General features: G+C 60.4%; 13 protein-coding genes. 6 read left to right on the forward strand and 7 right to left on the reverse strand.

Going from position 1 to position 13,239, the window contains the following annotated elements:
• Positions 1-12: 12 nt before the first annotated feature.
• The gene (locus AB4O36_RS07370) at positions 13-582 is read right to left on the reverse strand and encodes an acyl-CoA thioesterase (protein WP_460122973.1); all 570 of its coding nucleotides are present in this window, start codon (positions 580-582) and stop codon (positions 13-15) included.
• A gap of 105 nt (positions 583-687) precedes the next feature.
• Here AB4O36_RS07370 and AB4O36_RS07375 point away from each other — a divergent pair, with 105 nt between their 5' ends.
• Positions 688-1,647 (forward strand): GlxA family transcriptional regulator, encoded by a 960-nt coding sequence (locus tag AB4O36_RS07375; RefSeq protein WP_460141355.1) that lies wholly within the window; start codon positions 688-690, stop codon positions 1,645-1,647.
• Between the two features lie 29 nt (positions 1,648-1,676).
• The gene (locus AB4O36_RS07380) at positions 1,677-2,054 is read left to right on the forward strand and encodes a c-type cytochrome (RefSeq protein WP_460122979.1); all 378 of its coding nucleotides are present in this window, start codon (positions 1,677-1,679) and stop codon (positions 2,052-2,054) included.
• A gap of 3 nt (positions 2,055-2,057) precedes the next feature.
• Here AB4O36_RS07380 and AB4O36_RS07385 read toward each other — a convergent pair whose 3' ends face one another.
• On the reverse strand, positions 2,058-2,627 hold the full coding sequence (locus AB4O36_RS07385; RefSeq protein ID WP_460141356.1) for a chorismate mutase: 570 nt from the start codon (positions 2,625-2,627) through the stop codon (positions 2,058-2,060).
• Positions 2,628-2,848: 221 nt separating this feature from the next.
• Between AB4O36_RS07385 and AB4O36_RS07390 the strand changes: the two genes are divergently transcribed.
• On the forward strand, positions 2,849-4,516 hold the full coding sequence (locus AB4O36_RS07390) for an MFS transporter (RefSeq protein WP_460141357.1): 1,668 nt from the start codon (positions 2,849-2,851) through the stop codon (positions 4,514-4,516).
• A gap of 150 nt (positions 4,517-4,666) precedes the next feature.
• Here the strand turns inward: AB4O36_RS07390 and AB4O36_RS07395 are convergent, their stop codons facing one another.
• Positions 4,667-5,359, reverse strand: a complete 693-nt coding sequence (locus AB4O36_RS07395; RefSeq protein WP_460141358.1) for an RES family NAD+ phosphorylase — start codon at positions 5,357-5,359, stop codon at positions 4,667-4,669.
• Positions 5,353-5,757 (reverse strand): antitoxin Xre-like helix-turn-helix domain-containing protein, encoded by a 405-nt coding sequence (locus AB4O36_RS07400; RefSeq protein WP_460141359.1) that lies wholly within the window; start codon positions 5,755-5,757, stop codon positions 5,353-5,355. The genes AB4O36_RS07395 and AB4O36_RS07400 overlap by 7 nt, the downstream gene beginning before the upstream one ends.
• Before the next feature lie 123 nt (positions 5,758-5,880).
• Between AB4O36_RS07400 and AB4O36_RS07405 the strand changes: the two genes are divergently transcribed.
• Positions 5,881-6,270: a GFA family protein gene (locus AB4O36_RS07405; RefSeq protein ID WP_460141360.1), complete on the forward strand. Its 390-nt coding sequence runs from the start codon at positions 5,881-5,883 to the stop codon at positions 6,268-6,270.
• A gap of 4 nt (positions 6,271-6,274) precedes the next feature.
• Here AB4O36_RS07405 and AB4O36_RS07410 read toward each other — a convergent pair whose 3' ends face one another.
• Positions 6,275-7,450, reverse strand: a complete 1,176-nt coding sequence (locus AB4O36_RS07410) for a GGDEF domain-containing protein (protein WP_460141361.1) — start codon at positions 7,448-7,450, stop codon at positions 6,275-6,277.
• A gap of 163 nt (positions 7,451-7,613) precedes the next feature.
• Here AB4O36_RS07410 and AB4O36_RS07415 point away from each other — a divergent pair, with 163 nt between their 5' ends.
• Entirely contained in the window at positions 7,614-8,093 is a 480-nt protein-coding gene (locus AB4O36_RS07415) for a VOC family protein (protein WP_460141362.1), read from the forward strand.
• 190 nt (positions 8,094-8,283) lie between these two features.
• Positions 8,284-11,190, forward strand: a complete 2,907-nt coding sequence (locus AB4O36_RS07420; protein WP_460122999.1) for a sensor domain-containing phosphodiesterase — start codon at positions 8,284-8,286, stop codon at positions 11,188-11,190.
• Positions 11,191-11,341: 151 nt separating this feature from the next.
• Here AB4O36_RS07420 and yghU read toward each other — a convergent pair whose 3' ends face one another.
• On the reverse strand, positions 11,342-12,181 hold the full coding sequence (gene yghU / locus AB4O36_RS07425) for a glutathione-dependent disulfide-bond oxidoreductase (RefSeq protein ID WP_460141363.1): 840 nt from the start codon (positions 12,179-12,181) through the stop codon (positions 11,342-11,344).
• 121 nt (positions 12,182-12,302) lie between these two features.
• The gene (locus tag AB4O36_RS07430; RefSeq protein ID WP_460123004.1) at positions 12,303-13,157 is read right to left on the reverse strand and encodes a hypothetical protein; all 855 of its coding nucleotides are present in this window, start codon (positions 13,155-13,157) and stop codon (positions 12,303-12,305) included.
• Positions 13,158-13,239: the final 82 nt, after the last annotated feature.

Genomic DNA, 13,239 nt, shown 5'->3' on the forward strand with positions numbered 1-13,239 from the left:
CCCAAGGGGGCATCACGCCGCGATGGGCGGGCGTCGGGTGGGCTGACCTTCTTCTTCGCGCAGTTGCAGGCTCATGTCATCGCAGCTGCGCGACCAGTCCGTGAGCCACTCGGGCATGTGCAACGATTGCTCGGACAACCCCAGTTCAAGGGCAAACTCGCCCGGGTCGACGGTGCGCTTGCCGGCGCGGAACAGGCCGCGCATCACCACCACACCGACCACGCGCCCGCCGCTGACGAAGCGGTGTTCCATGAAGCTCCACTTATGGTCCCAGCCGAGCATTCGCGTGTGGATTTCGAAGGCTTCGAACAGTTTCAGTTCACGGCGGAACTTGCCCCAGGTATCGCCCACGATCGGCACCGCTTTGTGCCGAAGTGCCACGCGAAAAGCGCCACTGCGCAACACGTAATCCATGCGGCCAATATCGGCCAGGGTGAAGTACCGTCCATTGGTGACATGGCGGTTGAGGTCCAGGTCGGTTGGCCATACGCGCAGGCGAATGACCGTGGTGGCGAGGGCGTCGACCGGCTTGCGCCACGGACGACGGAACAGCATGAGGAACAATCGAAACCAGAGATTCATAGGAGCGCCACAGAGTGATGGATGGCTGCACTGTAAGTGGGGGAAATGGGCTAAGGTAGGTGCGCAAATGACTTTTTTCATGCGAAAAGCGCAATTGAGGTATTCATGCATGTGACCTTGTTGCTGGCCGAGCACTGTTCCGCCGCCAGCGCTACCCTGGCGCTGGAGGTACTCAGTGCCGCCAACCTGTTTGCGCAAACACCGCCATTCGAACTGGTCAGCGCGTCGCTGGATGGTCGGGATGTCAACGCATGGGGTGGGCAGGTGCTGCGTGTTGACCGGGCCATCGCCGATATCCCGCGAACCGACCTGGTGGTGATCCCGGGTTTTCTCTTCACCCTCAAGGAGGCCCTGCCTGCCTTCGCTGTTTACGGACCGTGGCTGCGTCAACAGCACGGGCAGGGGGCCGTGGTGTCCTCGATGTGCACGGCGGCGTTCATGCTGGCTGAAACCGGTTTGCTTGAAGGCGTACGTGCCACCACGCACTGGGCCTTCGCCGACCTGTTTCGCCGCCGGTATGCCCAGGTCGACCTGGACCCGACGCAGATCGTCTGCGAAGACAGGGGCGTCGTCACCAGTGGTGGCGCCAGTGCGGCCATGGACCTGCTGCTGCATCTGGTGCGCCGTTTCGCCTCGCTGGAGTTGGCGCAGACTTGCGGCAAGTACCTGCTGGTCGACACCGTGCGCAGCGAGCAATCGGTCTACGTCATGTGGTCGCTGCCCAAGAACCATGGCGACGGCGACATTCTGCAGGTGCAGAACTGGCTGGAAGCGCATTTTGGGCAGCCGGTGCTGATCGATGACGTTGCCCGACGGTTCGGTTTCGGCGTGCGCAATTTCAAGCGGCGTTTCAAGGACGCGACGGGCTACACGCCGCTGACATACCTGCAAACCCTGCGACTGGAAAAAGCCAAGCTGCTGCTCGAATCGACACGCATGACCCTGGACAGCATCACCTACACAGTTGGCTATGAAGACGGGAATTCCTTTCGCCGTTTGTTCCGCGAGCGAGTAGGCTTGCTGCCCGCGGCTTACCGGAAGAAATTCCAGGCGAGCGCAAACTGACCTTCATTTTCTGTTCTGGAAGCAAAACAATGAAAGCCGCTTTACTCGCATTCGCCCTGAGCGGGGGATGGGTTTCGCACGCGTTTGCTGCGGGTGATGCCGACGCCGGGGCCAAACTGTTTCCACGTCTATGCGGTGGATGTCATCAGGTCGGCGAGTCGGCACGGGCATCATTTGGGCCGCAGCTCAACAACCTTTTTGGCCGTCCCTCGGGCGGGACCACGGACTACCAGTATTCCGACGCGATGAAAGCGGCCGGCCTGGTCTGGAACCGTGAAACCCTGACGGCTTACCTCGAAGCACCGAAGAAAGTCGTGCCGGGCACCCGGATGATTTTCTGGGGCTTGAGCGATCCGCAGAAGGTCGAGGATGTGCTGGCGTACTTGCAGACCTTTCAGGCGCAGTAAGGCTCAGTTGACGATGCACAGATCACCGGTGGCCCGGATCAGTCCCTGTCCATGCAGGGCGTCCTTGATCAACGCTGATCGCGCCTTGGCCAGCCATCGAGCGCAATTGGGGTGGGTGCGATAGGGCGCGAACCCGGCGTAGGCCTGTAGCAGGCGTTTTTGCACTTCATCGAGTTGTGGTCGGACTTCCTTGACGAGGTTCGATCGCGGTGTATCAGGCGCCTTGCCCGCCGCTTGCCATTGGGCAATCAATCCATATTGCACCAGCTTGCTCGCTTCGATCTGCGCGGCGATCAACTCGGCCACTTCTTCCGGGTTGAGCTTGTGGATGATCGCCTGCTTTCGGGCGGCAGCGATGACCTGCGCTTCCCGAGCACTGTCCTGGATCGGTGTACGGCTGTCCCATTTGCTCAGCGCTACCCGATCCGCGATGTTGAGCCGCTCGTTCATGGTCGCCAGGAGCGGTTGCAGGCTGGCGGGTGCCGGTGGGGTCACATCGGCCTGTGCGCCACAAGCGATCAAGGCGGACAGGGCGCAGATCATCAATTTTGGTAGGCGAGCGTTCAAACTCATGGTCAAGCCTCATTGAGCGTGGGACGGGTTGGCGAGTGTTGTGTATCACAAATGAACCAACGGCGTCCCGCCCCGTCCGCCCGCACTGTCCGAGAGGAAAAGGTCATACATGATGGCGAGTGGATATCTTCGCGAAGCTGATTATGCTTCAGGAAACCTTGCAGCGATGTGAGGCGGCGCAATCCGTGTCAGCTAAAACAAAAACAGAACGGAGAAGACTCATGGCCGCAATCGACAATACGGGCGATTCGCCCACCCGAGGGATCAGCAGGGAAGAGCGCAAGGTGATCTTCGCCTCGTCCCTGGGCACTGTATTCGAATGGTACGACTTCTACCTTTATGGATCCCTCGCCGCGATCATCGCCAAGCATTTTTTCGCTGGGGTGAACGAAACCACCGCCTTTATCTTCGCTTTGCTCGCATTCGCTGCGGGATTTGCTGTACGGCCCTTCGGCGCTATCGTGTTCGGTCGTCTGGGTGACATGATCGGACGCAAGCACACCTTCCTAATCACCATCGTCATCATGGGTGTCTCCACCGCCGTGGTAGGGTTCCTGCCCGGCTACGCGACCATTGGCGTGGCGGCGCCGGTCATCCTCATCACCCTGCGGCTGTTGCAAGGCCTGGCACTGGGTGGCGAGTACGGCGGGGCGGCAACGTATGTCGCCGAGCACGCGCCGAAGGGTAAACGCGGTTTTTTCACTTCATGGATTCAAACCACTGCGACCCTTGGCCTGTTCCTGTCGTTGCTGGTGATTCTCGCCTGCCGCACGATTCTCGGCACTGAAGCATTCGAAGCCTGGGGCTGGCGGATTCCGTTCCTGCTGTCGATCCTGCTGCTGATCGTCTCGGTATACATCCGCCTTCAATTGAGCGAGTCGCCGGTGTTCATGAAAATGAAGGCTGAGGGCAAGGCGTCGAAGGCGCCGCTGACCGAATCCTTTGCACGCTGGGATAACCTGAAAATCGTGATCATGGCGCTACTGGGGGGGACGGCTGGCCAAGCCGTGGTCTGGTACACGGGGCAGTTCTATGCGCTGTTTTTCCTTCTGCAAACACTCAAGATCGACCCGCAGACCGCCAATTTGCTGATTGCCGGTTCGCTCTTGATCGGCACGCCGTTTTTCGTGATTTTCGGCAGCCTGTCAGACCGCATCGGGCGCAAGGGCATCATCATGGCTGGGTGCATCCTGGCGGCGCTGACCTACTTCCCGATCTTCCACGCGTTGACCCAGTACGGTAATCCCGACGTGTTTGCCGCCCAGGAGAAAAATCCGGTGACGGTCGTCGCCGATCCACACCAGTGCTCTTTCCAGTTCGACCCGGTGGGCAAGGCCAAATTCACCAGTTCGTGCGATCTCGCTAAAACCGTACTGGCCAAGAGAGCCATTCCCTATACCAATGAAAACGCCGCTCCCGGCAGCGTCGCGCAAATCCGCATTGGCAACCAGGTGGTCGAGAGTTTCGAAGGCACCGGCATGCCGGCGGCGGACTTCAAGACTCGCAATGATGCCTTTACCGCCACCCTTGGAACGGCGCTGAAGGACGCCGGTTACCCCGAGAAGGCGGACCCGGCGAAAACCAACTATCCGATGGTGCTGTTGCTGCTGACCATCCTGGTGATCTACGTGACCATGGTCTACGGACCGATTGCAGCCTGGCTGGTGGAACTGTTCCCGGCGCGCATCCGCTACACCTCGATGTCGCTGCCGTACCACATCGGTAACGGCTGGTTTGGCGGCTTTCTGCCGACCGTGGCCTTCGCGATGGTCGCGGCCACGGGGGATATCTACTATGGGCTGTGGTATCCGATTGTCATTGCGGTGATGACGGCGGTACTTGGCATATTCTTCATGCCGGAAACCAAGGATCGGGATATCCATCTGTAGAGGTCACCCTGCGGGAACTATCCCTGTAGGAGCGAGCATGTCGAGGCGTCGCGATGGTCGTCAATGATGACGCGGGCTACCTGACGGCCCACGGTGCCTGGGCTACCATCGCGAGCGTGCTCGCTCCTACAGGAGAGGGCGGTGTTGTTTTTACGCCTCGCTGATCTGGCTCACACTCGTCATCTGGCCATTCCAGACCATCTCGTAATGCGCGGCCTGGATCACTGAAAGCACCGGCCTGGGCGTCATCAACGCCCAGCATTGGCTGCCGGCATTGCGCACCGAGTGGTAGCGAAGCCCGGGGCAGCCCGCCTTCCTGACCATTTTCCCCAGGCGCCGCGCAACGCTGTAATCGTCGGGATCGTAAATCGGATCGGTCAGCGCAAGGGTGGTCGCATCCTTCATCGAGGTTTGCCTGAACGCGCATGACAGCCCCCGAAACACAAACCGCTCGTAGTTCAGGCGGGGCACGTTTGACCAGTACAGGCTCTGGTGATGTTTCACTTCGGCCAGCGCGGTTTCCAGGGTATCGGCCAGGTACAGCACGCCAAAGCTGCCGTCGCTGAAGCGCGAGCCTGAGGGATTCACGTGGGTAAAGGGCGCTGTTGCATAGGAACAGCCGGGGATGCCAAAGGGAATTTCGCTGCGGCGAATCAGCTCCAGGTGACCGACTTCGTTTTTAAGCCGGGGATTGGTGAGCGCCTGGATCTGGTACAGCACCTCGAACGCATCGGCATCCGCCACGTCATCGAACAACGCCACTGGCGGGAACTTCGAGTTGACCAACCGATAGGCCTGTAACGGCTCGTCGGCAAGGACCGCGAGTTGGTCCAGCCTCACCATTGCGCGCCTCGCAGCACATCGATGCGGCGGAAGGTTTCATACAGGGAGATCATGTCGCCCTGAGCCATGATCTCGAGCGGTGAGCGTCCATTGAAGAACTCGTTGTCATTGCTCATCGACGGGAAGCCGTAGACGTTTTCCGGGTTGTCGAACACCAGGCGCAGCGCCGCGTGAATATTGAGCACGATACTGATGCGCTGCATCTGGTCCGCGTCCAGCGCCACCGACCAGTCGGGGTCATGCTGGCGGGCGCGGGTATAGGTGCTGCGGGAAATGCGCAGGATGCGGCAGGCCTGCTCGCTGGAAGCACGCCATTTTTCGAGGATGCCCACGGCGGCCCGCAAGCCCGTGACGCATTGGTTCTTGGTGAAGGCTGATGGCTGAAGCGCAACGGCCATGTTCGAAACCTCAATTGCAATCCATGGATTCAAAATAGGACAAATAGCGTCTACAGATCAAGGCCGCTGCGACCAATGGCGGCTGCTATGGTTTAACCACAAAGTGAAAAAGGAGTTGTAGACATGGCACGATTCACCGGCGGTTGCCTGTGCGGCAGCGTCAGGATCGAAGCTTCTGGACGACCCTATCGCGTGGGCGTGTGTCACTGCCTCGATTGCCGCAAGCACCACGGCGCGCTGTTTCACGCGTCCGCCATATTCCCGGAGCAGGCGGTCACCATACGGGGCGAAACCGCTGATTACGCCGGACGGTTTTTCTGCCCGCGTTGCGGATCTTCGGTATTTGGTCGCAGCGACGATGAAGTCGAAGTGAATCTCGGATCCCTGGACGTTCCCGACCAATTGACGCCCACCTACGAACTCTGGACCTGTCGCCGCGAGTCATGGCTGCCGGCGTTTCCTCTCGCTCACCGCTACGAGCACGATCGCGAGGGGACGGGGCGCGAGGAATAGCCGATCAGCCGCGTTGCAGTTCGGTACTCGCCAGGGTGCGATCCACCAGGCGGATGCTGTCGCGGCCGCCGCGCTTGGACTCGTACAGCGCGGCGTCGCCTTGTTCGATCAGCCCGGCCAAACTGGCCGGCGGTTGGTTGAATAGGTTGGCGCCTATGCTCAGCGTGACCGGCACAGGGGTGACGAAGGCCTCACAGGCTGCCTGCTGAAAACGAGAACGCAGTTGGCTGCCCAACCCCATGATGCGCTCGCTGGAGGCATCCTTGAGCAGGATGACGAACTCGTCACCCCCCAGGCGGGCCGCGAGTGCGCCTTCAGGCAGCACCGAACGGATCATCTCGCTCAGCGAGATCAGCAATCGGTCGCCGGCGGTATGGCCGTAGAGGTCGTTGACCAGTTTGAAGTTGTCGATATCAATCAGCAGCAACGCACCCGGGCGCCTGTTGGAAACGTCGGCCAACAGCCGTGGTGCCCGTACTTCCAGGGCGCGACGGTTGTACAGGGCAGTCAGCGGATCGCGCGCGGCCAGTCGCGCAATACGTTTTTCCCGGCGATAGCGCTCGGTTCCGGTCATCGACAGGGCGATCAGCATGATCGCCATCGCGCCTTCGACCAGCGAAATCTGGATGATCTCTCCACGAAAGGCCGCCAGATCGATCAGGGTGCCGGGAATAATCACCGAGATTGCCTTCGCCGTGTAGAAGAGCCCATGGGTCAGCAGTACAAAACGCAACTGCACCGCGCCGACGCTCAACGACCGGCCATGGGGCCGTAGCAGGAAACTGGCACGAAGTGTCGGCAGGGCCACCAACAGTGAGTTGGCCACCAGCATGATCTTCGACCACGCCGGCTCGTCGGGCAGCAGCAACATGGCCAGCCAGGCGACGAAAATCAGGTACCAGCCACGGGACAGGCGCACTTCGGTAAACCGCGCGACGCCCAGCAGGAACAAAAAGTGAGCGGTCACCAGCAGGCCATTGGCGAACCAGATGCCGATCAGGAGCAACCCGCTGACTCGCAGCAGGGCGAGGGTCGAGCCCAGAGAAATGGTTGCAAATCCTGCGCTCCAGAACAGCAGAGAAGGTTCACGCACGCTGCGCCATTCGATTGCCAGGTACAAGGCTGCCGCCGCTGCGAGGGCAATCGAGATGGTCAACATCGTTACAGGATCGAGCGCCATAACCTGACTGGTTTACCTGAGTGGGTTGAAAAGCGCGGCGATTGTAAGCGTTTGCCGCTATTTTTCGCAGCGTTGGTCGTCGTGTTGTCGAATGAACCGCATCCCGTTCGACCAAGCATAGCTAGACTCAAGTGTCAGCCCAACACAATTGGAGACTACCGCTATGCTCAGCAAAAACACGATTTGCCTCTGGTACGAAAGGGATGCGCTGGAGGCGGCGACGTTCTACGCCAAAACCTTTGCAGACAGCTCGGTGGAGGCCGTCCATCACGCGCCTGGCGACTATCCGGCGGGCAAGCAGGGTGATGTGCTGACCGTTGAACTCACGGTGATGGGCCTGCCGTGTCTCGGTTTGAACGGTGGTTCCGGAACGCCGCACAACGGCGCATTTTCGTTCCAGGTGGCCACCGACGACCAGACTGAGACGGACCGTTTGTGGAATGCCATTATCGACAATGGCGGTGAAGCCATCGCCTGCGGCTGGTGTCGGGACAAGTGGGGCCTGTCGTGGCAGATCACACCGCGGGTGCTGTCGGCCGCGATCATCGATCCGGACCCCGCTGTGGCCAAGCGTGCGTTTGAAGCCATGATGAAGATGATCAAGATCGACATTGCGGGGATCGAAGCGGCCGTCAAGGGGTGATTTGCGTATTGGACTGGAAGGCTGCCGATAGGGGGGCATTCACAAATATCGAGTTGGCTATCCTTTGGCGGGTTGCAAAGCGAACAAAACCATTGAAAAAAACGCTGGGAACCTTTAAACGAGAAGCTCACCGGCAATTTTGCTTGCGTCCGGTAAGGGGCTATTGCCAGTTTTGGCTCAGGGAGGGCAGATGAGTTTTCGTCCATTGACCGACTTCCCTCTGCAACCCGATGACAGAGGCGTGGCCGCCTCCGCATTGGAAGGGAATTCGGATACTGTCGGCAGGGCCAGCACCGGTGACGAGGAAACGATCGAGCGTTTGCTGGAATCTGCTCGCCAGTGGGGCCATACCAAAGCGTGGGTCGTTTACCGTGCCGGTGAACAACTGCACCTGATCGGTCAGGGCGATCCCCAGGTTCAGTGGCCATCCAGCGTCGCCAATGAAGACTTCGACAGCTTTTGCCGGGACTGGCGTCTGCAGCGCTGGCCGACCGGTAGAGGTGAAAGCGAACTGGGTTGGCTACTCGCCCCCCTGGACGATGGCGCAGGACCGGCGCTCACCGATTTTGCCCAGCGCCTGGGCATCCGGTTGCAGACCGATACGCTGGCCCGTGCGCAGAATACCCAACGGGTGCTCTACGAAATCACTTACCTGGCCAGTTCGACCCGCGACCGCTCGGTGTTCCTGGTAGGCGTGCATCAACTGCTGGCCGGGCTGATCGATGCCGAGAACTTCTATCTCGCGCTGTATGACTCGCACACTCACAAGATCGACTACCCCTATTACGTCGACATCATCGACGTCGATGCCCTGGAGTCCGAGAACTACGAATACCTCGACCCTTCGCATCTGTCCTTGACCGGCCAGGTGTTGACCTCCGGCCAACCGCTGCTGATCGACGCCGCGGGCATTCTCGCGGCCCAGGCAGAAGGGCGTTTCTACTGCGTGGGTGATCGTCCCGAATACTGGATGGGGGCGCCGTTGAAGAATGCCTCTGACGAGGTATTCGGCATGCTCGCCATGCAGGTCTACGACGTTTCCCGGACCTACAGCGCCGAGGATCGCGCCTTGTTCCTGGTCGTGGCCCGCCATGTGGCGATGGCGCTGGACCGGCTGCTGCACCGCGAGGATCTGGAGCAGACGGTCATGCGTCGTACCCTGGAGCTTTCAGCGGTCAACGATGCCTTGCGCCAGGAAGTGTCGGACCGCGAACGCGCCGAGCATTTGCAGAGTGCGTTGTTCCAGATTGCCGAGCTGTCGAGCCAGCCCGGTGACATGACCGAATTTTTCCAGACCCTGCACGGCATCGTCGGCGATCTGCTGTTCGCCGAGAACTTCTACATCGCACTGTTCGATGACGCGACCTCGGAGGTGACCTTTCCGTACTACGTCGATGAGCGCCAGAAGACCTGCCCGTTGCCAAGACGCGGGAACCGGGGCTTGACCGAGTACGTGATTCGCCAGCGTCGCCCGTGCCTGATCGACTTCGACGATGCCGATCGATTGGCATCGCGCGGTGAGATCGAAATTGATGAATCGGTTCGGTCCTGTTCGTGGCTGGGCATTCCGTTGTTTGATGGTGATGGGGTGCGTGGCGTGCTGGCGGTGCAGAGCTATACCTCGGCTGTGCGCTATACCCAACGTGATCAGGAATTACTGACGTTCGTGTCGCGACACATCGACACCGCGTTGTCGCGGCGCACCGCCGCCGAAGCGATCCATGCCGCCAATCTCAAGCTCGAGGCCCGGGTACTGAACCGCACCCGCGAACTCGACCACGCCAATGCCAAGCTGCTTCACGAAAACTCCCACGATGCGCTCACGGGGCTGCCTAATCGCACTTACCTGCAACAACGCCTGAACCTCGCCTGGATGCGGTTCGACCGCGAGGGCGGACATCTGGCGGTGATGTTCATCGACCTCGACCGTTTCAAGATGGTCAACGACAGCCTCGGCCACCATTTTGGCGATCTGCTGCTGATGCAGGCCGCCCACCGCTTGCGCGGCTGCCTGCGCGAGGCCGACATGCTGGCCCGCCTGGGCGGTGACGAATTTGCAGTGCTTGCACCCGAAGCGCCGATGGAGGTCGTCACCGAGATCGCCGAACGTATCCTGCTGGCGTTCGACCGGCCGTTCTTCATCAATGGCCATGAAGTGTTTTCCTCCTGCAGCATCGGCATTGTCAGCGCCGACAGTCAGTTTCATCTCGAGCCGGCTGACCTGTTGCGCGATGCCGACGCGGCGATGTACCGGGTCAAGAGTGCCGGGCGTGACAGTTACGCGGTGTTCAACCAGGAGGTGCGCCGTGAGGTCTCCGATCAGATGGAGCGAGAAGGGGCCTTGCGCAATGCGCTCAAGCGCACCGACGAGCTGCTGCCGTACTTCCAGCCCATTGTCAGCGTCGAAACTGGCGAACTGTTGGCTCTCGAGGCGTTGATCCGCTGGCGCCAACCGAATGGTCGCGTGATCGCACCGGGTGAGTTTCTGCCGGAGGTCGAGGGCCTGCGCCTGATCGGCCGCCTGGACCTGTACATGCTCACCAGCGTCGCCGTGATCCTCTCCCAGCCCGAGCACGCCCATTGGCCGCCAGTGCATGTCAATTGCTCCAGCTACAGCATGACCCGCCCGGATTTCGCCAGGGATGTACTGGTCCTGTTGGGCCAACACGGGGTCGAGCCGTCGCGTATCTGCCTGGAGTTGACCGAAGGCGCACTGGTGGCCGAGCCGGCCATGGCCCGGTTGACCATGCAGCAGTTGGCCGATAATGGGATGTCGGTGGTGCTCGATGACTTCGGCGCCGGGTTCTCATCCCTGAGCTATGTGCATCAATACCGTTTCAGTGGTTTGAAAATCGACAAGTCGTTCATCCTCGAACTGACCACCAGCGCACGCAGTCGCGCCATCGTCCGTGCGATCGTGCGCATGGCTGAGTCGCTGGACCTGAGCGTGGTGGCCGAAGGGGTCGAGGATGAAGAAACGCTGGTCCTGTTGCGCGAGATGGGGGCAGGGCAGGCCCAGGGTTATTACTTCTCCAGGCCGATGGGGCTCCAGGCGCTGATGGCAACTGCGTGGCTGGGCGGCACTCAGCCTCTGTAGGGGCGGGCTGCCAGATGCCCCGTGTCATCGTTGACGACCATCGCGAGTGAACTCGCTCCTACAGGGGGCTGCGGTGAGTTGGGAGGATCCACTGTGGGAGCGAGCCTGCTCGCGATGGTTTCAAGTGACCTCCACAGCTAAAGACCTACCCTCAATCCAGATCCGCTGCGTCATGACGCTCCGGCACCTGGCTTGCTTCATCACCCCAGGTACGGTTGACCCGCTGTCCACGAATCACCGCCGGCCGCTGGGCGATCTCTTCAGCCCAACGCTGCACGTGCGTGTATTCGTGGGCGGAAAGAAACTCGGCCGCCGAGTACACATTGTTGCGCACCAGTTGGCCGTACCAGGGCCAGACGGCGATGTCCGCGATGGTGTAGCGGTCGCCGGCCAGGTATCGGTTTTGCGCCAGGCGCTGGTCGAGCACGTCCAGTTGGCGCTTGGCTTCCATGGTGAAGCGGTTGATCGGGTACTCGAACTTCTCCGGTGCGTAGGCATAGAAATGCCCGAAACCGCCACCCAGGTAGGGGGCCGAGCCCATCTGCCAGAACAGCCAGTTCAGGGTCTCGGTCCGCCCCGCGAGGTCGCTTGGCAGGAACGCGCCGAATTTTTCCGCGAGGTACAACAGGATCGAGCCGGATTCGAATACCCGTACAGCAGGCTCCACGCTGCGGTCCAGCAGCGCCGGGATTTTCGAGTTTGGATTGATTTCGACGAAGCCGCTGGAGAACTGATCGCCCTCGCCAATACGGATCAGCCACGCATCGTATTGCGCGCCGCCATGCCCCAGGGCCAGTAACTCTTCGAGCAGGATGGTGACCTTCACACCATTGGGCGTGGCCAGTGAGTAGAGCTGCAATGGATGATTGCCGACGGGCAAGTCCTTGTCATGGGTGGGACCGGCAGTCGGCCGATTGATGCTGGCGAACTGGCCGCCAGACGGCGCTTCGTGTTTCCAGACCTGGGGCGGAACGTAGGGTGCTTTGCTCATGAACAGTCCTCATCGTTAGCGAGCCACAATGGACAACGTTGAGGGGGCATCATGACACACTGCATTGGGATGGAACGCAGCCGATTACCGGGTCTGCGTCCCGTACGGCGGGACCGAGGCGTCAGGCATTGCGCGATTCGAGGCCCTTCAGTATCTGCGCCGAAGGATCACCGTAGCGTGATTGGCTGGACTTCTCGTCGTCAGACTGCGTCACGGCGCCTGAAAGAATTTCCGCGAGGTTGGGGAAGTGGCCGGTTTTTTTCTTGTCGGGGTCAAGCTCCGAACCCTGGCTCTGGTTCAGTGCGGCTTCCAGGGACAAGCGTTGCGACAGCCATTCGGGCTTGGCCTTTTCTTCCGGGCTCATGTTGTTCATGAAATCCAGTGCTGCTTTTGCCCGGCCATAGGGATCGTTGGCAAACGGATCTTTCCAGTTTTTCTCCTGGTCCGCCGGGCCGCTGTAGTAGCCGGTGGCAAGTCGGCCTTGCTGGCGCATCAAGGCTTGCGCCGACGCCTGTTCCTGGGCCGTGAACAGCCCACCTTCATTGCTGGCCACTGCATTCAGCGAACGCCGGTCGAGGTCGCCCATCAAGCTGTTGCGGTCTTCATCGCTGCCGGTGTAAGGCTTGTCGCTGGCTTTCATCAGCGCATATTTTTCATCCATGCGCTTGCGTGCATCAGTCGCCACTTCGGCGAAGGTCTTGTCCTTGGAACTGGAGACCGCGCCGGGATTGGCAACGCCCAGGACCAGTGCGTCGGCACTCATGCCTTCGCGGGCAGGAAAGTAGGGTTTGTTGTCAGCAATCGATTTGCTGTAGTCGCTGGACTTGTCCGAAAGCGAGATCGAATCAGTGTTTTGCGCCTTGTCCGCCTGCGTCCTGCTCTGCGGAACACGTCCTTGCGATGCCGTCGCGGACGCGGCGCCGGCGGAAGCGGTGTAGGTAGCCATCGCTTGCGATGACGTTGAACCGATGATCATTGTTCATCCTTGGCGAGAAACTCGCAGCGTAAACAGGGGGCATGTGCACAGCCTCTCACTTAATCATCCTTTGCGAAAGATT

The organism is Pseudomonas sp. S2_E01 (assembly GCF_054668365.1).